Here is a 26,058-nt window from a genome sequence, read left to right as displayed (position 1 = left end):
AACCTCTGCGGGACGGGGCAACCTTTTCGGGGGCTGTGACAACTGGGTGTTACTCGGGCCAGGTGGTCCGGTCAGAGGAAATGGCTGAAAGAGAGCACCTACATGTTCCCTCCCCCCTCCACGTCGTCGGAGGCGCCGCCCGCCGGTGGTCGCGCCCGCCGTCGTCGCCGTGGTCGACTGTCGCTCCGCTCAGCCGGTTCGGGGCGACGCCAGGGGCACCGTGGCCGTCGGCTGTACCAGCGCCGCAGTTTCTGGGCGGCCGTCGTCCTGGCCGTCGTGGGCGGCTCGGTGGCCGTGGTCAACACGGCCTCGGCGGCCGTCGTGGACACGAAGGCCTGGTACGTGCTGGTCAACCGCAACAGCGGCGAGGCGCTGGACGGCCTCTCCTACGCCACGTACGACGGTGCGGCGGTGGTGCAGTGGGGCCGTCACGGCGGGACCAACCAGCAGTGGCGGTTCATCGACTCGGGTGACGGGAACTACCGGCTGCAGAACCGGAACTCCGGCAAGGTGCTGGACGACTTCGGCTGGTCCAAGACCGCCGGCTCGGGCCTGGTGCAGTGGGCCGACCGGAACGGCGCCAACCAGCAGTTCCACCTGAAGAAGTCGTCGGACGACTATGTGCGTCTGATCAATCGCTTCAGTGGCATGGCCGTCGAGGTCAAGAACGGCTCAAAGGCCGACGGGGGCCGCGTCGCCCAGCAGCACGACAAGGGCGGCGCCAACCAGCAGTGGAAGCTCGTCCCGGCCGGCAGCATCGGCGGCACCGGAAGCGGCTCCGGCAGCACCCCCACGCCCACCAAGCCGGGCGGCAGCGTTCCGGCAAGCCAAGCTCCGCGCGCTCCCCACTCGCCGTCGGCCCCTGCGTCGTCTCCGGCCGCCGGTGGCGGTGCCGGTGCCGGCAGCTCGGCGACAGGTTTCATGGGCAGTGACAAGGTGCTCATCGGTGGCTCGATGTCCGACGCCTCGGCGGCCGCGGCGCCGTTCGACGTGCGCTACGCCTATGTGCACAGCAAGCCCGCGCCCTCCTCGGACTACTACTCGGCATCGCGCTGCAAGGCCGAGTGGTCGAGCTGGTGGGGCTGCTGGACCGGTGACACCACCGCGCCCGGCTTCTACGTGACCTACGGCGACGCCAAGGTGGCCAAGGCGACGTACCAGGGCAAGCCGCGCCCGCAGAAGAACTTCTGGACCTGGTACTCGCTGCGCGACCTCGGTGATCTCGCGGGCGAGGGCGACGGTCCGGGCGAGGTCAAGGCCATCAACAGGACCGACCTGCTCACCCGCTACATGAACGACTACCGCTTCTTCCTCCAGAAGATCGGCAACTCGCACGACATGATCGACATCGAGCCCGACTTCTGGGGCTACGTCCGGTCGCTCGGCAACGCGCACAAGGTCGCCGCACAGGTCACGGCCGCGAATCCGACGGACTGCGGATCGCAGGAGAACAGCGCCGCCGGCCTGTCCCGCTGCCTGATGGCGATGGCACACAAGTACGCGCCGAACACGGGCGCGGGCTTTCACCTGACCTGCTGGGACTGGCAGAACAGCACCCAGAAATGCGTCAACGACTACTCGGACCTCGGGGCGAAGAACGCCGACTTCCTGGTCTCCGACGTGTCGGACCGCGACGCGGGCTGGTACGCGCTGCCGGAGCACGGCGGCCGTGACACCTACTGGAACGACCGGAAGGCCGCTGACGCGCTGAAGTTCTACAAGACGATGGCCGAGTCGGTGGGCAAGCCGGTGGTCCTGTGGCAGATCCCCCTGGGCAACATGGCGCAGAACAACACCCTCAACCATTACAAGGACGACAAGGTCGACTGGTTCTTCGGGCACATGGACCAGGTGGCGAACGCGCATATCGCCGGCCTCCTGTTCGGTGCGGGGCAGCAGGAGCAGACCGGGGTCGAGTCCGACGGCGGAAACCTGATCAACAAGACGATCGCGTACGGCAGGTCGGGTGGTACGCCGCTCAAGTAGGCGCACGCGGCCAGGGCTGCCGCCGCCCGTGGCCGCCGGCCGAGGATGCCTCGGCCGGCGGCTGCGTTTCGCCGAGGACGGCCTTGCCACGGCAAGGAGTTGCGCCGGCGGACGAGCCGTCCGCGACAGCAAGCAGCAGGACGGCCCTCTCCTCGTCCTCTCCCGCGAGAGCCGGCAGGCCTTTCTCCAGCAGATCGTGTAGGCATCGCACACACGCCGAAGGGCGCCCCGCAGATCATCTGCCGGGCGCCCTTCGGCGTCGTAACCCTCGAAACAGACGGCTACAGCTTCTCGATCACGTAGTCGACGCACTTCGTCAGCGCCTCGACGTCCGCCGGGGCGATCGCCGGGAACATCGCCACGCGGAGCTGGTTGCGGCCGAGCTTGCGGTAGGGCTCGGTGTCGACGATGCCGTTGGCGCGCAGGACCTTGGCGACGGCCGCCGCGTCGATCTCGTCGGCGAAGTCGATCGTGCCGATGACCTGCGAGCGCTTCGTGGCGTCCGAGACGAACGGGGTCGCGTACTTCGTCTCCTCCGCCCACGTGTACAGACGCGTCGACGAGTCCTTCGTACGGGCCGTCGACCAGTCCAGGCCGCCCTGGCCGTTGATCCACTCCAGCTGCTCGTTGAGGAGGAACAGGGTGGCGAGGGCCGGGGTGTTGTACGTCTGGTTCTTGCGGGAGTTGTCGATCGCCGTCGGCAGCGAGAAGAACTCGGGGACGTGGCGGCCGGACGCGTGGACGCGCTCCGCGCGCTCGATCGCAGCCGGGGAGAAGACGCCGATCCACAGGCCGCCGTCGGAGGCGAACGACTTCTGCGGGGCGAAGTAGTAGACGTCGGTCTCGGTGATGTCGACCGGCAGGCCGCCCGCGCCGGAGGTGGCGTCGACCAGGACCAGGGACCCGGAGTCCGCGCCGGCCACGCGCTTGATCGGCATGGCGACACCGGTCGAGGTCTCGTTGTGCGTGAACGCGTAGACGTCGACGCCCGCCTCGGCCGCCGGCTCCGGGTGCGTGCCGGGGTCGGAGGCGATGACGGTCGGCTCGGCCAGCCACGGCGCCAGCTTGGCGGCCTTCGCGAACTTCGAGCTGAACTCGCCGAAGTTCAGGTGCTGCGACTTGTTCTCGATCAGCCCGTGCGTCGCGATGTCCCAGAACGCCGTGGAGCCGCCGTTGCCGAGGATCACCTCGTAGCCCTCGGGCAGGGAGAACAGTTCGGAGATGCCCTCGCGCACCTTGCCGACCAGGTTCTTCACCGGGGCCTGGCGGTGGGAGGTGCCGAGGAGGGACGTACCGGTTGCGGCCAGCGCGTCCAGCGCTTCCGTCCGCACCTTGGAGGGGCCCGCGCCGAAACGTCCGTCGGCGGGCTTGATGTCAGCGGGAATCTGGATCTCAGCCACGCAGTGAGGTTAGCCGGTGGGGGAAACCTGCGTGAAACCTCGTCCGTCGGGTGAGACGCGTGTCTCGGTGGCCGTCCCTGAGGGCTGCGTTCTTCGGGCCGGGCGTCTCGGCGCCGCTGTGGCGGCTGGACGGGCCGTCGACGCGACCGGTCTGCGACCACCTGCCTGCACGGCCTCGTCCTCAAACGCCGGACGGGCTGGTTGGCTGGACCCATGACAGATCTCGAGGCACGTTTGCGCGAGGTTGTCCGGGGTGGCGTGCGGTTCGACGTCACTTCCCGGGCGTTGGTCACCATGGACGCGTCCAACTACCGGCGGGTCCCGCAAGGGGTCGTCGCACCGCGGGACGCCGATGACGTCGCAGCCGTGCTGGCCGTGTGCCGGGAGCACCGCGTGCCCGTCGTCGCCCGTGGGGGCGGTACGTCCATCGCCGGGCAGGCCACCGGCACCGGCGTCGTGCTGGACTTCACCCGGCACATGAACCGCCTGGTGTCGATCGACCCTCAGGCGCGTACCGCCGTCGTCCAGCCGGGGCTCGTCCTCGACCGGCTGCAGGAAGCCGCCGCCCCGCACGGACTGCGGTTCGGGCCCGACCCCTCCACGCACAGCCGGTGCACGCTCGGCGGGATGATCGGCAACAACTCGTGCGGCTCGCACTCGGTGGCATGGGGGACGACCGCGGACAGCGTGCGGGAACTGGACGTCGTCACCGCGCGCGGGCAGCGGCTGCGGCCCGGCCAGGGGTGGGCCGGGGCTCCGGAGGGGCTGCGGGGGCTGGTGGAGGGGGAGTTGGCGCGGCTGCGTACCGGGTTCCCGGAGCTGCCCCGCCGTATCTCCGGCTACGCGGTGGACGCGCTGCTGCCCGAGAAGGGCGCGGACGTCGCCCGTTCCTTCTGCGGTTCCGAGGGCACACTCGGCGTGCTGACCGAGGCGGTCGTACGGCTCGTCGAGGCGCCACGCGCGCGTGCGCTGGCCGTGCTGGCGTACGCCGACGAGAGTGCCGCCGCCGAGGCCGCGGCCGGACTGCTGCGGTACGGGCCGCTCACCGTGGAGGGGATGGCGGCGGACCTGGTGCCGCCCGCGTCCGCGGCGGGGCTGCCGCGCGGCGCGGCCTGGCTGTTCGTGGAGACGGGCGGCGAGTCGGCGGGGGCCGCACGCGCGCGTGCGCAGGCGATCGTGCGGGCCGCCGATGTCGTCGACTCCCTCGTGGTCACCGATCCGGGCGGGCAGCGGGCGCTGTGGCGGATCCGGGAGGACGCGAGCGGTACGGCGACCCGGATGCCGGACGGGCGCGAGGCCTGGCCGGGGTGGGAGGACTGCGCGGTGCCGCCCGCGCGGCTCGGCGCCTATCTGCGGGACTTCCGCGCACTGCTCACCGCGCACGGACTGCGCGGCACTCCGTACGGGCACTTCGGGGACGGCTGCATTCACGTCCGCATCGACTTCGACCTGTTGAGCGAGGCGGGGGTCGGCCGTTTCCGGCGGTTCTCGGAGGAACTCGCCGAACTCGTCGTCGCACACGGCGGCTCGCTGTCCGGGGAGCACGGGGACGGGCAGGCGCGGGCCGAGCTGCTGCCGAGGATGTACGGCGCGGAGATGGTGGGCCTCTTCGAGCGGGTGAAGGGCGTCTGGGACCCGGACGACCTCCTCAACCCGGGCATGCTGGTCCGCCCGGCCCCGCTCGACGCGAACCTCCGCTTCTCCGTCCTGCCGCGCAAGCCCGTCGACGTGGCCTTCGGATACCCGGCCGACGGCGGCGACTTCTCGGCCGCGGTGCGGCGGTGCGTGGGAGTCGCGAAGTGCCGTACGACGGCTGCCGCGGGCTCGTCCGTCATGTGCCCGTCCTTCCGGGCGACCGGCGAGGAGGAACACTCCACGCGTGGGCGTGCCCGGCTGCTGCACGAGATGCTCGCGGGCGAGCTGGTGACCGACGGCTGGCGGTCGACGGAGGTGCGGGACGCGCTCGACCTGTGCCTGTCCTGCAAGGGATGCCGCTCGGACTGCCCGGTCGAGGTCGACATGGCCACCTACAAGGCGGAGTTCCTGCACCACCACTACGAGGGCCGCCGCCGCCCGGCCGCGCACTACAGCATGGGATGGCTGCCGAGGTGGCTGCGGCTGGTGGAGCGTACGCGCACGGCGTGGCTGGTCAACTCCCTCGCTTCCGCCGGACCGTTGGCGGCGCTCGCCAAGCGGCTCGGCGGGATCGCGCCCGAGCGGCGGATCCCGCGGGTGGCGGGGGAGACGTTCAGCCGCTGGTACGGGCGTCGGGCCAGGGCGCGGGTACGGCGGATGATCCGGGAGACGGGCCCGGAGTACGAGGAGAAGACGTCAGGCCCGCGCGTCCTCCTGTGGCCGGACACCTTCACGGAGCACCTCTCGCCGGAGGTGGGGAAGGCGGCGGTACGGGTCCTGGAGGCGGCCGGACTGGCGCCGCTCCCGATTCCGAAGACGCGCAGGTGGCACCGCACGGCCCGCCGGGAGCGGGTCTGCTGCGGACTGACCTATCTGTCGACGGGCCAACTGGACCGCGCCCGCGAGGTGTTGCGCCGCACGCTCGACCTGCTGGACCCGCTCCTCGTACCCGGTGCGCCGGGAGACGGCGGGCCGCGCTTCGTCGTCCTGGAACCGAGCTGTGCCGCCGCCCTCCGCACCGACCTGCCGGAACTCCTCTCCGACGACCCCCGCGCCGCCCGTCTCGCCGCGAGCGTCCTCACCTTCGCGGAGGCCCTGGAGCGGCTGGCCCCCGACTGGACCCCGCCCCGGCTGGACCGCCCGGTCACCGGCCAGACCCACTGCCACCAGCACGCGGTCCTCGGCGACGACGCCGACCACCGTCTGCGTGAAGCGGCCGGCCTCATCGGGGAGTTGGCGGGAGGGTGCTGCGGTCTGGCGGGCAACTTCGGCTTCGAGAAGGGCCATTACGAGGTCTCGGCAGCGTGCGCGGAGGACCAGCTGCTGCCGGCGGTGCGCGAAGCTCCCGACGCGGCGGTGGTCCTGGCGGACGGATTCTCCTGCCGGACGCAGCTGGAGCAACTGGGCGGGGTGCGGGGGCGGCATCTCGCGGAGGTCCTGGCGGACGGGCTGGAGGGTGCTTGAGAGTGCTTGAGGGGGTGGAGGCGGACGGGCGGGAGGGGGACGGGACGGAGGGCTGGAGGGGGACGGGACGGAGGGCTGGAGGGGGAGGGGACGGAGGGCTGGAGGGGGAGGGTGGCGGACCGGATGCGGGCCCTGGCCCGGGATCTGGGTCCACCATGCGGGACAGCCGTAAAACGGGTTCACACGCCTGACCGAGTCCATTACTCTGGACTTGGAAGTGCAGCAAGATGAACGAACCTCGAACCCCGAGCCGAGCACCTGGACCGCCTGTGACCACCCCCGGCACGACCACCTCCTCGCCCTCGGCGGTGCAGGCCGCCGCCACGGCCCCACACGGCCGTGGCTCCCTCGGGCCGGTCGGCCTGGTCCTGGCCGGCTGTGTCTCGGTGCAGTTCGGCGGGGCGCTGGCGGTGAGCCTGATGCCGCGGGCCGGAGCGCTCGGCGTGGTCACCCTCCGCCTGCTCGCGGCGGCCGTGGTCCTGCTGGTGGTCTGCCGCCCCCGGCTGCGCGGCCACTCCCGGTCCGACTGGCGCACGGTGATCGTCTTCGGCCTCACCATGGGGGCGATGAACGGCCTGTTCTACCAGGCGGTCGCCCGCATCCCGCTCGGCCTCGCCGTCACCCTGGAGGTCCTCGGCCCACTCGCCCTCTCCGTCCTCGCCTCCCGCCGTGCGGTCAACGCCGTCTGGGCCGGCCTGGCGCTCGTCGGCGTCTTCCTCCTCGGCGGCGGGGGCTTCAGCGACCTCGACCTGGCCGGAGTCGCCTTCGCGCTCGGGGCGGGCGCCATGTGGGCGACGTACATCATCTTCAGCGCGCGTACGGGCCGGCGGTTCCCGCAGGCCGACGGGCTGGCGCTGGCCATGGGCGTGGCCGCGCTGGTGATGCTCCCGCTCGGGATCGCCGAATCGGGCACCAGACTCACCGACCCGACGACGATCGCCCTGGGTTCGGCGGTGGCGATCCTCTCCTCGGTCCTCCCCTACACCCTCGAACTGCTCGCGCTGCGCCGTCTCCCCGCCTCCACCTTCGCGATCATGATGAGCCTGGAGCCGGCCATCGCCGCGACCGCCGGTTTCCTCATCCTGGGTCAGTCCCTCTCCGCCTGGCAGGCCGCCGCGATCGCCCTGGTCATCGCGGCGAGCATGGGGGCGGTGCGGACGCAGGTGGGGCGGGGGAAGGCACCGGTGCCGGAGGCCTGACGGCCGGTACCGGGCCCCGGTCAGTCGGCGGGCTTCTCCCAGACCGACACGTGCTGTCGGCTGTCGCTGGTGAAGGGCTCGCGGGTCCAGCCGTCCCACCGGTCGCACAGCCGCATCCCGGCCAGCCGGGCCATGAGATCGAGCTCCGAGGGCCAGACATAGCGGAAGGGGACGGCGAGATACGAACCGTGGCCCTCCCCGTCGACCCGCACATGATGCGAGCTCATCGACTGGGTGGCGACGTCGTACAGATCGAACCCGAGCCGTCCGTCTCCCACGTGGAACGGTACGGCGTTCTGCCCGGGCGGCAGCCGGCGCAGGTCGGGGACGCCCACCTCGACGACGAAGCGGCCGCCGGGCTCCAGATGCCCGGCCACATTGCGGAAGCAGTCGACCTGGGCGTCCTGCGAGGTCAGGTTCATGATCGTGTTGAAGACGAGGTACGCCAGCGAGAACCGGCCCTCCGCCCTGGCCGTCGCGAAATCCCCGATCGTCACGCCGATCGCGTCACCCCCGGGCTTTTCCCGCATCCGCTCGACCATCGCCCGGGACATGTCGATGCCGTGTACGTCCACACCGCGCCGTGCGAGCGGCAGAGCGACACGTCCCGTCCCGATGCCGAGTTCGAGCGCGCGCCCGTTCCCGCTCCCGGCAAGCTCCGCCAGCAGCTCGACCGCCGGATCCAGTCTGTCCGCCGCGAACATCTCCGCCGACGACTCGTCGTACCCCGCCGCGACGGACTTCCCGAAGTAACCGTCCTCATCGATCACCGGAGGACCGTACTGCGGGGGCGGCCGGCGACGCGCCTCAATTTCAGCGGTCCGCGTTCAGCAGTTGGCGTTCAGCAGTTCGCGCTGAAGCGGACGCAACCGGGCGGCGGGGAATGGTCGTGGTTCCACTCCTGCCGCGCGGCCGTCAGCGCTCCGCAGGCCAGGAGGGCCACCACCAGGTGCACGACCACGGTCCAGCGCGCACGGAAGACTCCCGCGACAACCGCCAGGACGAGTACGGCGATCAGCAGTACCCGTAGCCGTTCCATGTGCGCGAGACCGGCCGCGTCGACCTGCGCCTGGTCGCCCTGCGCCGCCCACTCCGCCAGGCCGTAGCCGTATATCCAGTCCAGCACGAGCCACCCGGTCTCCAGCAGCAGGAGGGGGATCGCCAGGGCGAGGTCCACGCCCAGCCGCGTTCTGCGCGACCAGGGGCGCCGGCGGCCCGGGGCTACGAGGGTGTCGGTCATGGGTGCAGCGTGTCGCGCCGGGCGCTGACCCGCATGAGCACCCGTACTCAGAAACAAATTAATGCAAGCATGCTTGCTTGTTTCTGGGCCCCCTGCCATGCTCGCCCCATGGCCGACCCGACGCCCGTCATCGACGATCTGCGTGCGGAGAGCGAGGAACTCGACCGGCTCGTGGCCGAGTTGAGCCCCGAGCAATGGGTGCTCGCGACCCCCGCGCCAGGCTGGACCATCGCCCACCAGATCGCCCACCTCGCCTGGACCGACCGCGCGGCGCTCACCGCGGTGACGGACCCGGACGGATTCCAGCAGCTGATCGAGACGGCACTCACCGCTCCCGACTCGTACGTGGACGAGGGCGCCGAGGAGGGCGCCGAGCTGCCGCCCGGCGATCTGCTGCGCGGCTGGCGGGACGGCCGTGCCGCCCTCGACCGCGCTCTCCGCCAGGCGCCGCCCGGTGCCCGTTTCCCCTGGTACGGCCCGCCCATGGCCGTCGCCTCCATGGCCACCGCCCGTCTCATGGAGACCTGGGCCCACGGACTGGACGTCGCGGACACCCTGGGTGTGGTCCGGCCACCCACGGACCGGCTGAAGCATGTGGCCCGACTCGGTGTGCGGACACGGGACTTCGCCTACGGGGTGCGCGGACTGACCCCGCCGAACGAAGAGTTCCGCGTCGAACTCACCGCCCCTTCCGGCCACTTGTGGGCTTACGGCCCTGGCGACGCCCCGCAGCGTGTCACCGGTCCGGCGCTCGACTTCTGCCTCCTGGTCACCCAGCGTGCCAACCGCACCGACCTCGCCCTCGAAGCCGTCGGCCCCGACGCCGACCGCTGGCTGGACCTCGCCCAGGCCTTCGCCGGGCCCTCGGGCGCCGGGCGCCCGCCCAAGGGGGCCGGCGCATGACGGAGCCCCTGCGCATCGGCAACGCCTCCGGCTTCTACGGCGACCGTTTCGACGCCATGCGCGAGATGCTCACCGGCGGTGAGCTGGACGTGCTCACCGGCGACTATCTCGCCGAGCTGACCATGCTGATCCTGGGCCGCGACCGCCTGAAGGACCCGGCTTCCGGATACGCCCGCACCTTCCTCCGCCAGCTGGAGGAGTGCCTGGGCCTCGCACACGAACGCTCCGTCAAGATCGTCACGAATGCCGGTGGTCTCAACCCCGCCGGACTCGCCGACTCCGTACGGCAGTTGGCCGACCGGCTCGGCCTTCCCGTCCGCGTCGCCCACGTCGAGGGCGACGACCTCACCGCCGCCCACCCGGGCAGCCTCGCCGCCCACGCCTACCTTGGCGGCTTCGGCATCGCGGCCTGCCTCCGGGAGGGCGCGGACGTGGTCGTCACCGGGCGCGTGACGGACGCGGCGCTGGTCACCGGGCCCGCCGTCGCGCACTTCGGGTGGGGGCCCAGGGAGTACGACCGGCTCGCGGGAGCCGTCGTCGCCGGACATGTGCTGGAGTGCGGGGCACAGGCGACCGGCGGCAACTACGCGTTCTTCGGCGAGCGCTCGCGGGACGTGAGGCGCCCCGGCTTCCCCCTCGCCGAGATCCACGACGACGGCGGCTGCGTCATCACCAAGCACCCCGGCACCGGCGGTTTCGTCGACGTCGGCACGGTCACCGCTCAGCTGCTGTACGAGACGTCCGGCGCCCGGTACGCGGGGCCCGACGTGACGGCCCGACTGGACACGATCCGCCTCACCCAGGACGGCCCCGACCGCGTCCGCATCGAGGGCGTGCGCGGCGAGGCCCCGCCTCCCACCCTCAAGGTGGGCCTCAACCGCCTGGGCGGCTTCCGCAACGAGGTCGCGTTCGTCCTCACCGGCCTCGACATCGAAGCCAAGGCGGCTCTGGTGCGGGAACAGATGGAGGCCGCGTTCGAGGAGGCCAAGTCCCCGCCGGCCGAGGTCCGTTGGGACCTGGTCCGTACCGACCACCCCGACGCGGCGACCGAGGAGACCGCGAGCGCGCTGCTCCGGCTCGTCGTACGGGACCCGGACGAGAGGGTCGTCGGGCGGGCACTGAGCGGGGCCGCCGTGGAACTGGCGCTGGCCAGCTACCCGGGCTTTCATGTGCTGGCGCCACCTGGAAAGGCCGCGCCTTATGGGGTCTTCGAGGATGGGTACGTCCCGCAAGGCGACGTCGACCATATGGCAGCCCTCCACGACGGGCGCCTAATTCCTGTGGCCCCGGCACACGACACCCTCGTACTCGAAAACCTTCCGAGCCCTGAGTTGCCCGAACCGCTCCCCGTCGGGCCCACCCGGCGCGCCCCTCTCGGGCTCGTCGCCGGTGCACGCAGCGGTGACAAGGGCGGGAACGCGAACGTGGGCGTGTGGGTGCGGACGTCCGCGGCGGACGCGGCCTGGCGATGGCTCGTGCACGAGCTGACGGCGGACCGCTTTCGCGAGCTGATCCCCGAGAGCCGCGGACTGTACGTCACCCGGCACGTCCTGCCGAACCTCCGCGCCCTCAATTTCGTGGTCGAGGGCATCCTCGGCGAGGGCGTCGCCGCCCAGTGCCGCTTCGACCCGCAGGCCAAGGCGCTCGGCGAGTGGCTGCGCTCCCGTCACCTGGACATTCCCGAGGAGCTGCTGTGACGGTCATCGACTCCACCCTGGACACAGCGGGTTCGGACTACCGGGCGGCCCGCGACACCATGCTCGCCAAACTCGCCGACCTGGACGCGGAACACGCGAAGGCGTTGGCGGGCGGCGGCGAGAAGTACGTCGCGCGGCACCGGGGGCGCGGCAAGATGCTCGCCCGCGAGCGCATCGAGCTGCTTCTCGACCCGGACACGCCCTTCCTGGAGCTGTCACCGCTCGCCGCCTGGGGCAGCGAGTACGCGGTGGGTGCCTCGCTCGTCACCGGCATCGGGGTGGTGTCGGGCGTGGAGTGCCTGATCACGGCCAACGACCCGACCGTGCGCGGGGGCGCCAGCAACCCCTGGTCGCTGAAGAAGGCCCTGCGGGCCAACGACATCGCGCTCGCCAACCGGCTGCCCTGCATCAGTCTGGTGGAGTCCGGAGGCGCCGATCTGCCGTCCCAGAAGGAGATCTTCATCCCCGGAGGCGCCATCTTCCGGGACCTGACACGGTTGTCGGCGGCCGGTGTCCCGACCATCGCGGTCGTCTTCGGGAACTCGACGGCCGGCGGCGCGTACATCCCCGGCATGTCCGACCACGTGATCATGGTCAAGGAGCGCGCGAAGGTGTTCCTCGGCGGTCCGCCCCTGGTGAAGATGGCAACCGGCGAGGAGAGCGACGACGAGTCGCTCGGCGGCGCCGAGATGCATGCGCGCGTGTCGGGTCTCGCGGACTACTTCGCCGTCGACGAGCCGGACGCCCTGCGACAGGCCCGGCGGGTCGTCGCCCGCCTCAACCACCGCAAGGCGTACGGCGATCCGGGACCGGCGGCACCCCCCAAGTACGACGAGGACGAGCTGCTGGGCATCGTCCCGGGGGACCTCAGGACCCCCTTCGACCCGCGCGAGGTGATCGCCCGCATCGTCGACGCCTCCGACTTCGACGAGTTCAAGCCGCTGTACGGGACGAGCCTGACGACGGGCTGGGCCGCCCTGCACGGCTATCCCGTGGGAATCCTGGCCAACGCCCAGGGGGTCCTGTTCAGCGAGGAGTCCCAGAAGGCCGCCCAGTTCATCCAGTTGGCCAACCAGCGGGACATCCCGCTCCTCTTCCTCCACAACACCACCGGCTACATGGTCGGCAAGGAGTACGAGCAGGGCGGCATCATCAAGCACGGCGCGATGATGATCAACGCGGTGAGCAACAGCCGGGTCCCGCACCTGTCGGTGCTGATGGGCGCCTCGTACGGAGCGGGTCACTACGGCATGTGCGGGCGGGCGTACGACCCGCGCTTCCTGTTCGCCTGGCCCAGTGCCAAGTCGGCCGTCATGGGCCCGCAGCAGCTTGCCGGCGTCCTGTCGATCGTCGCCCGGCAGTCGGCGGCCGCGAAGGGGCAGCCCTACGACGAGGACGCGGACGCCGCCCTGCGCGCCATGGTGGAGCAGCAGATCGAGTCCGAGTCGCTGCCGATGTTCCTGTCGGGGCGGCTGTACGACGACGGCGTCATCGACCCGCGCGACACCCGCACCGTCCTCGGCCTGTGCCTGTCGGCCGTCCACACGGCGCCGTACGAGGGCGCACGGGGCGGCTTCGGCGTCTTCCGGATGTGAGGGACCTTCCAGTGATCACTTCAGTCCTCGTCGCCAACCGGGGCGAGATCGCCTGCCGTGTCTTCCGGACCTGCCGTGAGTGGGGGATCCGGACGGTCGCCGTGCACTCCGACGCCGACGAGAACGCGCTTCACGCGCGCGTGGCCGACGCGGCGGTACGGCTGCCGGGCGCGGCTCCCGCCCAGACGTATCTGCGCGGCGACCTGATCGTGAAGGCGGCCGTCGCGTCCGGCGCGGACGCCGTGCACCCCGGCTACGGCTTCCTCTCCGAGAACGCGGACTTCGCGCGTGCCGTCGTCGACGCCGGACTGGTGTGGATCGGCCCGCCCCCGGAGGCGATCGAGGCGATGGCGTCCAAGACGCGCGCCAAGGAGCTGATGGGCCTCGCGCCGCTGACCGCGGTGACCGAACCGGATCTTCCGGTGCTGGTGAAGGCGGCCGCGGGCGGCGGCGGCCGCGGGATGCGCGTCGTGCGCCGCCTGGCGGACCTCGACGCCGCGCTGGAGGGCGCACGGGCCGAGGCCGCCGGCGCCTTCGGGGACGGCGAGGTCTTCGTCGAGCCGTACGTCGAGGGCGGCCGGCACGTCGAGGTGCAGATCCTGGCCGACACGCACGGCACGGTGTGGGTGCTGGGCACCCGGGACTGCTCCCTGCAGCGCCGGCACCAGAAGGTGATCGAGGAAGCACCCGCCCCGGCCCTGACGCCCGAACTGACCGGTTCCCTCCACGAGATGGCCCTGCGAGCCACCCGGGCCGTCGACTACGTGGGCGCCGGCACCGTCGAGTTCCTCGTGTCCGGCGAGCGGGCCCACTTCCTGGAGATGAACACCCGCCTCCAGGTCGAACACCCCGTCACGGAAGCCGTGTTCGGCATCGACCTGGTGGCCCTGCAGATCCGGGTCGCTGAGGGGCACGCACTCGAAAAGGAGCCACCACGCGCGCGCGGCCACGCCGTCGAGGCCCGCCTGTACGCCGAGGACCCGGCCACCGGGTGGACCCCGCAGACGGGCACCCTGCACCGCCTCGACGTCCCGGAGCACATCCGGCTGGACACCGGCTACGCGTCCGGCGACCCGATCGGTGTCCACTACGACCCCATGCTCGCGAAGGCCGTCGCCCACGCCCCCACCCGCGCGGAGGCGATCCGCAGACTGGCGGGCGCCCTCGAACGCGCGACGATCCACGGCCCGGTCACCAACCGCGACCTCCTGCTCCGCTCCCTGCGGCACGAGGAGTTCACCACGTCCCGCATGGACACGGGCTTCTACGACCGTCACCTCGCGGAACTGACGTCCCCGGCCCCCGACCCGCACGCCCCGCTGGCCGCCGCCCTCGCCGACGCACACACCCACGGCTCCCGCTTCGGCGGCTTCCGCAACCTCCCCTCCCAGCCGCAGACCAGGCGCTACGCGATGGCGGGCGAGCACCACGAGGCCCACTACCGGCACACGCGGGCGGGCCTGGAGGCGGACGGCGTGCGGGTGGTGCACGCGGACGCCGGCCTCGTCGTACTCGAAGTGGACGGCGTGCAGCGCAGGTTCGAGGTGGCACGGTACGGCGACCAGGTGTACGTGAACGCGACGGCCCTCACCGCACTGCCGCGTTTCCCGGCCCCGACAGCCCAGCACGCCCCGGGATCCCTCCTGGCGCCGATGCCGGGCACGGTCGTGAAGGTGGCCGACGGCCTGACCGTAGGGGCCGCCGTGACGGCCGGAGAGCCCCTGCTCTGGCTGGAGGCGATGAAGATGCAGCACAAGATCGCAGCACCGGTGACAGGGACGCTGACGGCCCTGCCCGCCGTTGTGGGCCGGCAGGTCGAGGTCAACGCATTGCTGGCGGTCGTCGAACCCGCCTAGGGGCCGCGGGGCCGTATCGGCATGCGGCTACCGCCGCGCGAGCGCGACCAGGCACAAGGAACCCGCAGTCCGAAGGAGACGTGATGACCCTCATCGAATCCGAAGAACACAAAGCCCTCCGCTCGGCCGTCGCCGCACTCGGCAACCGCCACGGCCGCGACTTCGACCGAGAAGCTCTCTGGTCCGACGCGGCCAAGCTGGGCTACCTGGGCGTCAACCTGCCGGAGGCACACGGCGGTGGAGGCGGCGGCACAGCCGAACTCTCCATCGTCCTCGAAGAACTCGGCGCCGCGGGCTGCCCCCTGCTGATGATGATCGTCTCACCCGCCATCTGCGGAACGGTGATCGCCCGCTTCGGCACAGACGCCCAGAAGCAGGAGTGGCTCCCCGCCCTGGCGGACGGCACCCGCACCATGGCCTTCGGCATCACCGAACCCGACGCAGGTTCCAACAGCCACCGCATCACCACCACCGCCCGTCGTGACCCGGACACCGGCGACTGGCTGCTCACGGGCCGCAAGGTCTTCGTCTCCGGTGTGGACATAGCCGACGCGACCCTCATCGTCGGCCGCACGGCGGACGCCCGCACCGGCACCCTCAAGCCCTGCCTGTTCATCGTCCCGCGCGACGCGGAAGGCTTCGTCCGCCGGCAGATCGACATGGAACTCCACGCCGCGGAGAAGCAGTTCGAGCTGACCCTCGACGACGTACGTCTCCCCGCCGACGCACTCGTCGGCGACGAGGACGCGGGCCTGCTGCAACTGTTCGCCGGTCTCAACCCCGAACGCATCATGACGGCCGCCTTCGCGATCGGCATGGGCCGCTACGCCCTCGCCCGCGCCGTCGAGTACGCCCGCGACCGCACGGTCTGGAAGACGCCCATCGGCGCCCACCAGGCCGTCGCGCACCCGCTCGCCCAGGCGCACATCGACCTCGAACTCGCCCGCCTGATGATGCAGAAGGCGGCGTACCTGTACGACGCCGGGGACGACGCCGGCGCGGGAGAGGCCGCCAACATGGCGAAGTACGCGGCAGGCGAGGCCTGTGTGAAGGCGGTCGACCAGGCCGTGCACACCCTCGGCGGAAACGGCCTCACCCGCGAATTCGGGCTCGCCCGGTTGATAACGGCCTCGCGCGTGGCTCGTATTGCTCCGGTGAGCCGGGAGATGATTCTCAACTACGTCTCCCACCAGACCCTGGGCCTGCCCAAGTCGTACTAGGCCGCCCCGGCCGCCTTGGAGGAACCGTGTTCCGCAGCGAGTACGCAGACGTCCCGCCCGTTGAACTCCCCATCCACGAGGCGGTGCTGGGCCGGGCGGCCGAGTTCGGCGACGCGCCCGCCCTGATCGACGGAACCGACGGCACCACCCTCACGTACGGGCAACTGGACCGTTTCCACCGGCGCATCGCGGCGGCGCTCGCCGAGGCCGGCGTGCGCAAGGGGGACGTGCTCGCCCTGCACAGCCCGAACACCGTGGTCTTCCCGACCGCCTTCTACGCGGCCACGCGCGCGGGTGCCTCCGTCACCACCGTGCACCCGCTGGCCACGGCCGAGGAGTTCGGCAAGCAGCTGCGGGACTCGGCGGCCCGCTGGATCGTCACCGTGTCGCCGCTGCTGGAGACCGCGCAGAGGGCCGCCGCGCTCGCGGGCGGCGTCGAGGAGATCTTCGTCTGCGACAGCGCGCCGGGGCACAGGTCGCTGATCGACATGCTGGCCTCCGCCGCCCCGGAGCCTGCGGTCGGCATCGACCCGGTGACCGACGTGGCGGCGCTCCCGTACTCCTCCGGGACCACCGGCATCCCCAAGGGCGTGATGCTCACCCACCGCCAGATCGCCACCAACCTCGCCCAGCTCGAACCCGCCTTGCCCGCCGGCCCCGGGGACCGCATCCTCGCCGTCCTGCCCTTCTTCCACATCTACGGCCTGACGGCGCTGATGAACGCGCCGCTGAGGCAGGGCGCCACGGTCGTCGTCCTGCCGCGCTTCGAGCTGGAGAACTTCCTCGCGGCCATCCAGAACCACCGCATCACCGGCCTGTTCGTGGCCCCGCCGATCGTCCTGGCCCTCGCCAAGCACCCGCTGGTCGCCCAGTACGACCTGTCGTCCCTGAAGCACGTCGTCAGCGCCGCCGCCCCGCTGGACGCCACCCTGGCCGCCGCCTGCTCCCGGCGGCTCGGCCTGCCGCCCGTCGGGCAGGCGTACGGCATGACGGAACTGTCCCCCGGCACCCACGTCGTACCGCTCCACGCCATGGCCCAGGCACCGCCCGGAACCGTCGGCAAGCTCATCGCCGGCACCGAGATGCGCATCGTCTCCCTCGACGACCCCGGCAAGGACCTCGGCATCGGCGAGGGAGGCGAGATCCTCATCCGCGGCCCCCAGATCATGAAGGGCTACCTGGGCCGCCCCGACGCCACCGCCGCGATGATCGACGAGGACGGCTGGCTGCACACCGGAGACGTGGGCCACGTGGACTCCGACGGCTGGCTGTTCGTCGTCGACCGGGTGAAGGAACTCATCAAGTACAAGGGGTTCCAGGTCGCCCCCGCCGAACTGGAGGCCCTGCTGCTGACCCACCCGGATATCGCCGACGCAGCCGTCATCGGCGTCTACAACGACGACAACAACGAGGTCCCGCACGCGTACGTGGTCCGCCGGCCGCACGCGACCGGCCTGTCCGAAGGAGAGGTCATGATGTACGTCGCCGAACGCGTCGCGCCCTACAAGCGCGTCCGCCAGGTCACCTTCATCGACGGCGTCCCCCGGGCCGCCTCCGGAAAGATCCTGCGCCGGGAACTGCGGGCACTCAGGGAGCGCACATGACACTGATCGGACGTACCCGCACGCGGGGCGTCGAGACCCTCAGCCTGGACGCCCCGGCCAACCGCAACGCGCTCTCGGCGGCGCTCGTGGGCGAACTGGCCGACGCGCTCACGGACTGCGCCAAGGACGCCGGCGTACGCGCGATCGTCCTCACCCACACCGGCAACACCTTCTGCGCGGGCGCCGACCTGCGCGACCCCCCGCCCCCGGACGCACTGGTGGGGCTGTTCCGGCAGATCGTCGGCCTGCGCAAGCCCGTCGTCGCCCGGGTCACCGGGCACGTACGGGCGGGCGGCCTGGGCCTGCTGGCCGCCTGCGACATCACGGCCGCATCCACCGAGGCGACCTTCGCCTTCACCGAGGTGCTGATCGGAGTGGCCCCCGCGGTCATCTCCCTCGCCCTCCTGCCCCGCACGGATCCGCGGGCCCTGGCCCGCTACTACCTCACCGGCGAGCGCTTCGACGCGACGGAGGCGGCCCGCATCGGCCTGCTGACGGTGGCGGGCGAGGACGTCGACACGGCCCTCGCGCCCGTCCTCGACGGTCTGCGCCGAGCCGCCCCCCAGGGCCTGGCCGAGACGAAACAGCTGCTCACAGCTAGGGTGCTGGAGACATTCGACCGTGACGCGGCCGACCTCACCGCGCTCTCCGCCCGGCTGTTCGCCTCCCCGCAGGCCCGCGAGGGAATGACGGCCTTCCTGGAACGACGGGATCCCCCATGGGTGCTGTGACCGCAGACGGCAGCGCCGAACGCGTAGACCGCCTGCCCAAGCAGGACCGCAGCCGGGCCACCCGGCAGCGGCTCCTGGAGGCCGCCGTGGCCTGCCTCGCCGAGCACGGCTGGGCGGGCTCCACGGTGTCCGTCGTCGCCGAACGGGCGGGCGTCTCCCGCGGCGCGGCCCAGCACCACTTCCCGACCCGCGAGGACCTCTTCACGGCAGCGGTCGAATACGTCGCCGAAGAGCGGTCCACTGCGCTGCGCGCCCTGTTCCCGCAAGGCGCGGCAGGCGACCGACGCGCCGTCGTGTCGGCCCTCGTCGACCTCTACACCGGCCCGCTCTTCCGAGCCGCCCTCCACCTCTGGGTCGCCGCCTCGAACGAGGAGCAGCTGCGCCCCCGCGTGACGGAACTCGAAGCGCGCGTCGGCCGCGAGACCCACCGCATAGCCGTGGACCTGCTCGGCGCCGACGAGTCCCGCCCGGGGGTCCGCGAGACCGTCCAGGGACTCCTGGACATGTCCCGCGGCCTCGGCCTCGCGAACCTGCTCACGGACGACACAGAGCGCCGGGAAGGGGTCGTGGCGCAGTGGGCGGCGCTGCTCGACGAGGCGCTGGGCTGAGCACCGATCCGGACGGCATCCAACGCGGGCCCATCCCCTGCCGGCCGAACGACACCATGCGGACCTGCTCACGACGGCATGAAAAACCGGGCCCGAAGGGCCCGGCTTTCCAGGGGCGCGGGGCTGTGTCGATATGCGGCTCCGCCGCGCGGGCGGGACAAGCGACAACGCACCCGCAGACGCCCGCGCACCCTCAACCACACCCCACTCAGTGGGCGATGCCTCCATACCCCTCGATCTCCTGCGGACCCCGCGTCCCGGGCCCGACATAGCGCGCGGACGGCCGTACGAGCCGCCCGGTCCGCTTCTGCTCCAGGATGTGCGCGGACCACCCCGCCGTACGGGCACACGTGAACATCGACGTGAACATGTGCGCCGGGACCTCGGCGAAGTCGAGAACGATCGCCGCCCAGAACTCGACGTTCGTCGCCAGGACCCGGTCCGGGCGCCGGGCGTGCAGTTCCGCCAGTGCGGCCTTCTCCAGGGCTTCGGCCACCTCGAACCGCGGAGCGCCCAGCTCACGTGCGGTACGGCGCAGCACGCGCGCGCGTGGGTCCTCGGCGCGGTAGACGCGGTGCCCGAAGCCCATCAGGCGCTCGCCCCTGTCGAGGGCCTGCTTCACGTACGCCTCCGCGTCCCCCGTCCGCTCGATCTCCTCGATCATCCCGAGGACGCGGGACGGAGCCCCGCCGTGCAGCGGCCCGGACATGGCTCCTACGGCACCGGAGAGCGCCGCGGCCACATCGGCGCCGGTGGAGGCGATGACACGGGCCGTGAAGGTGGACGCGTTCATGCCGTGCTCGGCGGCCGAGGTCCAGTAGGCGTCGACGGCCGCGACGTGCTTCGGGTCCGGCTCGCCCCGCCAGCGGATCATGAACCGCTCGACGACGGACCGGGCCCTGTCGATCTCGCGCTGTGGAACCATCGGCCGCCCCTGGCCGCGGGCGGACTGGGCGACGTAGGAAAGCGCCATGACGGCGGCTCGGGCCAGGTCTGCCCGCGCCTGTTCGGCGTCGATGTCCAGCAGCGGTCTGAGGCCCCACACGGGAGCCAGCATGGCCAGCGCCGACTGGACGTCCACCCGGATGTCGCCGGAGTGCACGGGGATCGGGAACGGCTCGGCGGGCGGCAGACCGGGGTTGAAGGCGCCGTCGACCAGCAGCCCCCACACGTTGCCGAACGAGACGTGACCGACCAGGTCCTCGATGTCGACGCCCCGGTACCGCAGGGCGCCGCCCTCCTTGTCCGGTTCGGCGATCTCCGTCTCGAACGCGACAACTCCCTCGAGACCGGGTACGAAGTCGGACATCAGGCGGCTCCTCGTGATGTGTGCGACAGGTGTGTACGACAGATAGGGCGGCTCGGCCGCTGGATCCCCGGTCGGCTCGTGCGACTCGTGGTCCTGGGCGGCCACCCTGGTGATGCCCCGTGCGGCTGCTCACTCAACCGGAACGGCACCAGCACGATATCCCCGAGTGCCACTCTTGGGGAGACTTCGCGGCACTCAGTGCCACATGCGCTCTTCGATGATGACGGACACCAGGCCGAACGGCACCCGCGTATACGGCAGGATGACCGCGTGACCGACCGAGACGCCGCCCCCCTGGACCCCGCCGCCATGCGCAAGCAGTACCGGGCCGAGGGCCTCGCCGAGTCCGAGCTGGCCGCCACCCCGGTGGCGCAGTTCGCGCGCTGGTTCGAACAGGCCGCGACGGAGGCCCACCTTTTCGAGCCGAACGCCATGGTCGTCTCCACGGCGAACGCCGAGGGCCGCCCCGGCTCCCGCACGGTGCTGCTCAAGCAGTTCGACGAGCAGGGCTTCGTCTTCTTCACCAACTACGACTCCCGCAAGGCCCGCGACCTCGCGGAGAACCCGTACGTCTCGCTCCTGTTCCCCTGGCACCCGATGGCCCGCCAGGTCATCGTCACGGGCCTCGCCCGCCGCACCGGCCGTGACGAGACGGCCGCCTACTTCCGCACCCGCCCGCACGGCTCCCAGCTCGGCGCCTGGGCCAGCGCCCAGTCGAGCGTGATCGACACCCGCGCCGACGTCGACACCTCGTACGCCGAACTGGCCGCCCGCTATCCCGAGGGCGAGCAGGTCCCGGTCCCCCCGAACTGGGGCGGCTTCCGGGTGGCCCCGCAGGCGGTGGAGTTCTGGCAGGGGCGCGAGAACCGGCTGCACGACCGGTTGCGCTATGTGGCGGAGGCGGACGGAGGCTGGCGCGTGGAGCGGCTCAGTCCGTGAAGCCGGTCACGCGGGTCGCGGGGGTCACCCGGGTCTCGGGGGGTCTGAAAACGCAGGCGACCCGCGAGTCTGGTCCTCCAGAGGAGGAGCCGGCCGGACGTACCGGCGACTCGCGGGTCGGGTGACTGCGTTGGATTGGGCCGGCTGCGTGCAACTCACACACGCTGGCGTCCGGCGCCGAACCGAGTACGGCGGCGGGCCACTAGCCCGCAGCCACCTCTTCCGTCCGGTATTCATACATCTGCCGAACCACCTCCTTTCCGAATTGGCAGCAGCCTAGGAAGCGGGCGGCCACGGATCAACCGGTTTTCCGCGATGCGACCCGCGCTAGCGTTCCGTGCATGACAAAACAGCAGGTGACGCGGCGGGCGGTTCTCGGTGGTTCCACCTTCGAGGAGCAGATCGGGTACGCCCGCGCGGTGGTGGACGGCGACTGGGTGCATGTGTCCGGGACGACGGGGTTCGACTACGGCACCATGACGATCCCCGACGGGGTGGTGGAGCAGGCGGAGCAGTGTCTGCGGAACATAGGGGCGGCGCTCGCGGAGGCGGGGTGTGACTTCTCCGATGTCGTACGGGTGCGGTATCTGCTGCCGGTGCGGGAGGACTTCGAGCCGTGTTGGCCCGTGCTGCGGACGGCGTTCGGGGAGGTGCGGCCCGCGGCGACGATGATGGTGTGCGGGCTCGCGGATCCTCGGATGCGGATCGAGATCGAGGTGTACGCGCGGCGCAGGGGCCTGCGGATCGAGGCCGTGCACGGAGAGGCCATGCTCAACGAGTGGCGGCATGTGCACAACGCGGTCGTGCCGCCGGCCGCGATGCCGCTCGACGCGGCGCGGGAGCGGCTGGGGCGCTGTCGGCTGGAGAACGCGTATCTCGGGGATGTTCTCGTCGGCTGTTCCACGGTGCGGCCGCCGGAGGGTGAGCGGGGTACGGCGACGGTGATCGCGCGCGTGCTGCCCGGGCACCGGGGGCGGGGGTTCGGGACGGCGCTGTACGAGAAGGGGCTGGCGCACGCGCGTGTGCTGGGCGCCGGGGAGGTGGAGACATGCGTGCTGGCGGCCAACGTGGAGGGGCTGAGGTTCGCCGAGAAGTGCGGATTCGCCGAGGTCGAGCGGTATGTGCTCGACGGTGAAAGCGATGAGTGGGTTGATCTCCGGCTGGCTCAGGGGTGATCGTGGAGACGGAGGCGGCTTACAACGATTCCCTCAATCTTGTGGGAACCCGGTGTGTGCTGCGTCACGTTCAAGTTAGATGATTGCGAGTGAGCGAAACGACGCGCCGTAGGTGCGGACGCAGCTTGGCAGGGGGTCCAGGTGAGTGCTTCCCGGCGTAGTGGGACCACCGACGAGCTGGGGCCGGACGAGCCCGAGCGGGCGGGTCCGGTGGGTCCTGACGGCTCCGATCTGCTGGCCGCGCTGCTGGACGGCATGGACGCCGCGCTGTGCGCCTTCGACGCCGGCGGGGTGGTGACCCACTGGAACCGTGAGGCGGAGCGGATTCTGGGGTGGACCGCGGCCGAGGCGGTGGGGCGGCACGGGTTCGCGGGGTGGGCCGTACGCAGTGCGGACGCCGAGGAGGTCGAGGGGCGGCTGATGTCCGCCATGGAGGCCCCCGGGCGGCAGGTGCACGAGTTCGCGCTGCTGACCAAGGACGGCGGGCGGGTGCTGGTGCGGACGCAGTCCGCCGCGGTGCGCGGGCCCGACGGGAAGCCCGCGGGCGTGTACTGCGCCTTCAGCGAGGTGCATACGCAGATCGACCTGGAGCGTTCGATCGCGCTCAGCGAGGCGTTGTTCGAGGACGCGAGCTGGGGGGTCGTGCTCGTCGACGCCGATCTGCGGCCGGCCGTGGTGAACGCGCACGCGGCGCGTTCGCTCGGCATCGGGCGTACGTCGGCGCTGGGACGGCCGCTGGGGGACCTGCTCGCGCAGGGCGTGGAGGAACTGGAGAGCGCGCTCACGCATGTGCTCGCGGAGGGTGCGCCGCCCGCGCCGGCCGAGATCTGGGTGAGCGTGCGGACGCCGGAGGGCGATCAGCGGCGGTGCTGGCGCTGCGGCTTCGTACGGCTGGCCTCGCCGCTCGCGGAGGAGCCGGTGCCGCTGGGGGTCGCCTGGCTCTTCCAGGACGTGACGGACGGCAAGCAGGTCGAGCAGGAGGCGTCGCTGCTGCGGTTCAGGACCCAGCAGCTGCACCGGGCGGCCCGGGCTGCCGCGGAGTGCGAGAAGCCGGCGGAGGCGGCGACCGTCCATCTGGACTTCGCGCTCGCCGGGTTCGCCGATCATGCGCTGATCGACCGGGTGGCGGGCAGCCCGGCGGCCGACGGGGAGACGGAGGGGCCGGTGCGGCTGGTACGGGTCGCCGGGACGCCCTCCGGGGCGCCGGGGCCGAGCCTGCCCACCGGGCGGGCGGGGTTGCCGGTGCGGTACGCGCAGGGGCATCCGGCGTTGCAGTGCGTGGAGCGGATCGGGTCGGTGCGGGCCAGCGTGGGGTCGGTGCCGGTCGAGCAGGCGCGGGAGTGGGCACGGGCCCGGCAGTGGCCCGCCGACGCGGTGCACGCGCTGTGCGCGGTGCTGCGCAGCCGGGGGCGGACGCTGGGGGCCGTGACGTTTCTGCGCGGGGGTGGGCGCAGCCAGTTCGAGCGGGCCGACGCGGCCTACGCGGAGGACGTGGCCGCGAGGATCGCGGCGGCACTGGATCTGGCGCGGGTCGTGGGGCGCGAGTAGCGGATCACCGCAGGTAGAAGATCCGGTCCCCGTACTCCGCCATCACGCGCCCGTTCCATTCGTGTCCGCCGTCGACGTTCCCCGACCTGAGCAGCGGCGGCTCGATGCCCCGCTCGGCCAGCGAGCCCGCCGCCGTGGCCATGACCGCCTGCAGGATCGCGCTGGTGACGACGGTCGAGGCCGGGGCGAAGGGGGCCGGGACGGTGTCGAGGGTCAGGGTCGCGTCACCGATGGCGATCTTGGAGTCGAGGACGATGTCGCAGTGGTCGCGCAGACAGGTGCCGGAGACGTGCCGGGAACGGGTCTCGGTCGCGTACGCCACCGACGTCACCCCGATGACCCGCACTCCGCGCGCGCGGGCGGACATGGCCATCTCGACGGGGAGGGCGTTGCGGCCCGAGAGGGAGATGATGATCAGGACGTCGCCCTCACGCAGGGGCGAGCTGTCCAGGACGGCGCTCGCGAGGCCGTCCACGCGCTCCAGGGCGGAGCCCAGGGTGGCCGGCATGACGTCGACGCCGACGACGCCGGGCACGGCGAGCAGGTTCATGAGGGCGAGGCCGCCCGCGCGGTAGACGACGTCCTGCGCGGCGAGCGAGGAGTGTCCGGCGCCGAAGGCGAAGAGGCGTCCGCCGCCCACGACGGTGTCGGCGAGCAGTGTGCCGGCCTCCGTGATGGACTGCGCCTCCTCGTCCCGGACCCGTTGCAGGAGATCGATCGCGGCGTCGAGGAACTGGTCTGCCAGTTTGCCGTCGCTCATGCGGGTCCTTCCGGAGCGGCAGGGGTGTCCGTGTCGCGGATCACCGTGCGGTCTGGACCAGTGCCGTGTCAATACATGCCGTCAGCTACTCCCCGGTACCCGGCGTAATCCCGTGGTTCCAACGGTGCGGCACGCTTGTCAGTGGTATGCGTCAGAATTGAATCCAGGGCCAGCGCACACGCCAGAAGCTGTCGTGCTTCGGGCAGATCTCACCAAGGGGCACGTATGTCCGGACTGATCGACACCACGGAGATGTATCTCCGCACCATCCTCGAGCTGGAAGAGGAAGGTGTGGTCCCCATGCGCGCCCGGATCGCCGAGCGGCTGGACCAGAGCGGGCCGACGGTCAGCCAGACGGTGGCGCGGATGGAGCGGGACGGCCTGGTGTCCGTCGCCAGCGACCGTCATCTGGAGCTCACGGACGAGGGCCGCCGGCTCGCCACGCGCGTGATGCGCAAGCACCGGCTCGCCGAGTGTCTGCTCGTCGACGTGATCGGCCTGGAGTGGGAGCAGGTGCACGCCGAGGCGTGTCGCTGGGAGCACGTGATGAGCGAGGCCGTGGAGCGGCGGGTGCTCGAGCTGCTGCGGCACCCGACCGAGTCGCCGTACGGCAACCCGATCCCGGGCCTGGAGGAGCTGGGCGAGAAGGACGGCGCGGACCCGTTCCTGGACGAGGGCATGGTGTCGCTGGCGGATCTCGACCCGGGCCTGGAGGGCAAGACGGTCGTGGTGCGCCGTATCGGCGAGCCGATCCAGACGGACGCGCAGCTGATGTACACGCTGCGCCGGGCGGGTGTGCAGCCCGGCTCGGTGGTGAGCGTGACGGAGTCGGCGGGCGGCGTGCTGGTGGGCAGCGGCGGCGAGGCCGCCGAGCTGGCGGCGGACGTGGCGTCCCACGTGTTCGTGGCCAAGCGCTGACGACCGCGGGCGGGCGGTTTCCGGCCTTGCTCCAGGCCGTGCTGATGTCGTCAACTTCCGCTGCTCCAGGGGCGTTTGAGGTGCCGCGCACGCTTCTGGCCGAAGTCTTCGACATCGGGAATCAGTGCCTGGAAATCGCAGCGCCCGGACGTCTCGCGTGCGAGGCTGTCGCGTGGGGCATATGACCTGAGGGGGCGGGAGGATGTGCCGCAGACGTGTGGAGGGCCCCGGCGCCTTGCGGCGCCGGGGCCTGTCCTCCCCTGTGCTGACC

At 71.6% G+C, this 26,058-nt stretch carries 21 protein-coding genes; 16 read left to right on the top strand and 5 right to left on the bottom strand.

Annotated features, from left to right (window positions below; genetic code table 11):
• Positions 1–102: 102 nt before the first annotated feature.
• Both OOK07_RS18910 and OOK07_RS18905 read left to right on the top strand, forming a co-directional pair.
• The gene (locus tag OOK07_RS18910; RefSeq protein WP_266797586.1) at positions 103–1,986 is read left to right on the top strand and encodes an RICIN domain-containing protein; all 1,884 of its coding nucleotides are present in this window, start codon (positions 103–105) and stop codon (positions 1,984–1,986) included.
• Between the two features lie 28 nt (positions 1,987–2,014).
• On the top strand, positions 2,015–2,188 hold the full coding sequence (locus tag OOK07_RS18905) for a DUF397 domain-containing protein (protein ID WP_266797585.1): 174 nt from the start codon (positions 2,015–2,017) through the stop codon (positions 2,186–2,188).
• A 79-nt stretch (positions 2,189–2,267) separates the two neighbouring features.
• Here the strand turns inward: OOK07_RS18905 and serC are convergent, their stop codons facing one another.
• The gene (gene serC / locus OOK07_RS18900; protein ID WP_266681818.1) at positions 2,268–3,386 is read right to left on the bottom strand and encodes a phosphoserine transaminase; all 1,119 of its coding nucleotides are present in this window, start codon (positions 3,384–3,386) and stop codon (positions 2,268–2,270) included.
• Between the two features lie 213 nt (positions 3,387–3,599).
• On the opposite strand from serC, the gene OOK07_RS18895 reads away from it, so the two are divergent.
• Positions 3,600–6,485 (top strand): FAD-binding and (Fe-S)-binding domain-containing protein, encoded by a 2,886-nt coding sequence (locus OOK07_RS18895; protein WP_266797584.1) that lies wholly within the window; start codon positions 3,600–3,602, stop codon positions 6,483–6,485.
• 227 nt (positions 6,486–6,712) lie between these two features.
• The gene (locus OOK07_RS18890) at positions 6,713–7,684 is read left to right on the top strand and encodes an EamA family transporter (RefSeq protein WP_405671708.1); all 972 of its coding nucleotides are present in this window, start codon (positions 6,713–6,715) and stop codon (positions 7,682–7,684) included.
• 20 nt (positions 7,685–7,704) lie between these two features.
• On the opposite strand, the gene OOK07_RS18885 is transcribed toward OOK07_RS18890, so the two are convergent.
• Both OOK07_RS18885 and OOK07_RS18880 read right to left on the bottom strand, forming a co-directional pair.
• Entirely contained in the window at positions 7,705–8,454 is a 750-nt protein-coding gene (locus OOK07_RS18885) for a class I SAM-dependent DNA methyltransferase (protein WP_266797582.1), read from the bottom strand.
• A gap of 71 nt (positions 8,455–8,525) precedes the next feature.
• Positions 8,526–8,924 carry a DUF6234 family protein gene (locus OOK07_RS18880; protein WP_266797580.1) on the bottom strand — a complete coding sequence of 133 codons (399 nt, stop codon included), beginning with the start codon at positions 8,922–8,924 and terminating at the stop codon, positions 8,526–8,528.
• A 108-nt stretch (positions 8,925–9,032) separates the two neighbouring features.
• Between OOK07_RS18880 and OOK07_RS18875 the strand changes: the two genes are divergently transcribed.
• The 8 genes from OOK07_RS18875 (at position 9,033) to OOK07_RS18840 (ending at position 19,138) form a co-directional block, all read left to right on the top strand.
• On the top strand, positions 9,033–9,827 hold the full coding sequence (locus OOK07_RS18875; RefSeq protein ID WP_266797563.1) for a TIGR03084 family metal-binding protein: 795 nt from the start codon (positions 9,033–9,035) through the stop codon (positions 9,825–9,827).
• Entirely contained in the window at positions 9,824–11,524 is a 1,701-nt protein-coding gene (locus tag OOK07_RS18870; RefSeq protein ID WP_266797562.1) for an acyclic terpene utilization AtuA family protein, read from the top strand. The genes OOK07_RS18875 and OOK07_RS18870 overlap by 4 nt, the downstream gene beginning before the upstream one ends.
• Positions 11,521–13,119 (top strand): acyl-CoA carboxylase subunit beta, encoded by a 1,599-nt coding sequence (locus OOK07_RS18865; RefSeq protein ID WP_266797560.1) that lies wholly within the window; start codon positions 11,521–11,523, stop codon positions 13,117–13,119. The genes OOK07_RS18870 and OOK07_RS18865 overlap by 4 nt, the downstream gene beginning before the upstream one ends.
• Positions 13,120–13,130: 11 nt before the next feature.
• Positions 13,131–14,975, top strand: coding sequence for an acetyl/propionyl/methylcrotonyl-CoA carboxylase subunit alpha (locus OOK07_RS18860; protein ID WP_266797558.1), 1,845 nt, complete (start codon positions 13,131–13,133; stop codon positions 14,973–14,975).
• An 83-nt stretch (positions 14,976–15,058) separates the two neighbouring features.
• Positions 15,059–16,195, top strand: coding sequence for an acyl-CoA dehydrogenase family protein (locus OOK07_RS18855; protein ID WP_266797556.1), 1,137 nt, complete (start codon positions 15,059–15,061; stop codon positions 16,193–16,195).
• Between the two features lie 26 nt (positions 16,196–16,221).
• Positions 16,222–17,799 carry a 4-coumarate--CoA ligase family protein gene (locus OOK07_RS18850; RefSeq protein ID WP_266797554.1) on the top strand — a complete coding sequence of 526 codons (1,578 nt, stop codon included), beginning with the start codon at positions 16,222–16,224 and terminating at the stop codon, positions 17,797–17,799.
• Positions 17,796–18,530, top strand: a complete 735-nt coding sequence (locus tag OOK07_RS18845) for an enoyl-CoA hydratase family protein (protein ID WP_266797552.1) — start codon at positions 17,796–17,798, stop codon at positions 18,528–18,530. The genes OOK07_RS18850 and OOK07_RS18845 overlap by 4 nt, the downstream gene beginning before the upstream one ends.
• Positions 18,518–19,138, top strand: coding sequence for a TetR/AcrR family transcriptional regulator (locus OOK07_RS18840; protein WP_266797550.1), 621 nt, complete (start codon positions 18,518–18,520; stop codon positions 19,136–19,138). The genes OOK07_RS18845 and OOK07_RS18840 overlap by 13 nt, the downstream gene beginning before the upstream one ends.
• A 208-nt stretch (positions 19,139–19,346) precedes the next feature.
• Here the strand turns inward: OOK07_RS18840 and OOK07_RS18835 are convergent, their stop codons facing one another.
• Positions 19,347–20,447: a citrate synthase 2 gene (locus OOK07_RS18835; RefSeq protein WP_266797548.1), complete on the bottom strand. Its 1,101-nt coding sequence runs from the start codon at positions 20,445–20,447 to the stop codon at positions 19,347–19,349.
• 309 nt (positions 20,448–20,756) lie between these two features.
• On the opposite strand from OOK07_RS18835, the gene pdxH reads away from it, so the two are divergent.
• From pdxH to OOK07_RS18820, 3 genes are all read left to right on the top strand, one after another.
• Positions 20,757–21,386 carry a pyridoxamine 5'-phosphate oxidase gene (gene pdxH / locus OOK07_RS18830; RefSeq protein ID WP_266683604.1) on the top strand — a complete coding sequence of 210 codons (630 nt, stop codon included), beginning with the start codon at positions 20,757–20,759 and terminating at the stop codon, positions 21,384–21,386.
• Positions 21,387–21,727: 341 nt separating this feature from the next.
• Positions 21,728–22,561: a GNAT family N-acetyltransferase gene (locus tag OOK07_RS18825; RefSeq protein WP_266797547.1), complete on the top strand. Its 834-nt coding sequence runs from the start codon at positions 21,728–21,730 to the stop codon at positions 22,559–22,561.
• 141 nt (positions 22,562–22,702) lie between these two features.
• A complete protein-coding gene (locus OOK07_RS18820; protein ID WP_266681792.1) occupies positions 22,703–24,109 on the top strand; it encodes a PAS domain-containing protein in 1,407 nt (468 codons plus the stop codon).
• A 4-nt stretch (positions 24,110–24,113) separates the two neighbouring features.
• On the opposite strand, the gene OOK07_RS18815 is transcribed toward OOK07_RS18820, so the two are convergent.
• Positions 24,114–24,869 (bottom strand): SIS domain-containing protein, encoded by a 756-nt coding sequence (locus OOK07_RS18815; RefSeq protein ID WP_266681790.1) that lies wholly within the window; start codon positions 24,867–24,869, stop codon positions 24,114–24,116.
• 225 nt (positions 24,870–25,094) lie between these two features.
• Here OOK07_RS18815 and OOK07_RS18810 point away from each other — a divergent pair, with 225 nt between their 5' ends.
• Positions 25,095–25,787 (top strand): iron-dependent transcriptional repressor DtxR, encoded by a 693-nt coding sequence (locus tag OOK07_RS18810; RefSeq protein ID WP_266681788.1) that lies wholly within the window; start codon positions 25,095–25,097, stop codon positions 25,785–25,787.
• The last annotated feature ends 271 nt before the right edge of the window (positions 25,788–26,058 follow it).

It is taken from the genome of Streptomyces sp. NBC_00078 (assembly GCF_026343335.1).
Lineage (GTDB): Bacteria > Actinomycetota > Actinomycetes > Streptomycetales > Streptomycetaceae > Streptomyces.
Note: the sequence above shows the minus strand (reverse complement) of the source record. Positions and strands in the feature narration are given on the sequence as shown.

What these genes read in the sequence shown, in the direction of transcription:
- OOK07_RS18910 (WP_266797586.1), top strand. Translation starts at nt 103, where the DNA reads ATGTTCCCTCCCCCCTCCACGTCGTCGGAGGCGCCGCCCGCCGGTGGT.
- OOK07_RS18895 (WP_266797584.1), top strand. Translation starts at nt 3,600, where the DNA reads ATGACAGATCTCGAGGCACGTTTGCGCGAGGTTGTCCGGGGTGGCGTG.
- OOK07_RS18890 (WP_405671708.1), top strand. Translation starts at nt 6,713, where the DNA reads ATGAACGAACCTCGAACCCCGAGCCGAGCACCTGGACCGCCTGTGACC.
- OOK07_RS18880 (WP_266797580.1), bottom strand. Translation starts at nt 8,924, where the DNA reads ATGACCGACACCCTCGTAGCCCCGGGCCGCCGGCGCCCCTGGTCGCGC.
- OOK07_RS18875 (WP_266797563.1), top strand. Translation starts at nt 9,033, where the DNA reads ATGGCCGACCCGACGCCCGTCATCGACGATCTGCGTGCGGAGAGCGAG.
- OOK07_RS18870 (WP_266797562.1), top strand. Translation starts at nt 9,824, where the DNA reads ATGACGGAGCCCCTGCGCATCGGCAACGCCTCCGGCTTCTACGGCGAC.
- OOK07_RS18855 (WP_266797556.1), top strand. Translation starts at nt 15,059, where the DNA reads ATGACCCTCATCGAATCCGAAGAACACAAAGCCCTCCGCTCGGCCGTC.
- OOK07_RS18845 (WP_266797552.1), top strand. Translation starts at nt 17,796, where the DNA reads ATGACACTGATCGGACGTACCCGCACGCGGGGCGTCGAGACCCTCAGC.
- OOK07_RS18840 (WP_266797550.1), top strand. Translation starts at nt 18,518, where the DNA reads ATGGGTGCTGTGACCGCAGACGGCAGCGCCGAACGCGTAGACCGCCTG.
- OOK07_RS18835 (WP_266797548.1), bottom strand. Translation starts at nt 20,447, where the DNA reads ATGTCCGACTTCGTACCCGGTCTCGAGGGAGTTGTCGCGTTCGAGACG.
- pdxH (WP_266683604.1), top strand. Translation starts at nt 20,757, where the DNA reads ATGCGCAAGCAGTACCGGGCCGAGGGCCTCGCCGAGTCCGAGCTGGCC.
- OOK07_RS18825 (WP_266797547.1), top strand. Translation starts at nt 21,728, where the DNA reads ATGACAAAACAGCAGGTGACGCGGCGGGCGGTTCTCGGTGGTTCCACC.
- OOK07_RS18815 (WP_266681790.1), bottom strand. Translation starts at nt 24,869, where the DNA reads ATGAGCGACGGCAAACTGGCAGACCAGTTCCTCGACGCCGCGATCGAT.
- OOK07_RS18810 (WP_266681788.1), top strand. Translation starts at nt 25,095, where the DNA reads ATGTCCGGACTGATCGACACCACGGAGATGTATCTCCGCACCATCCTC.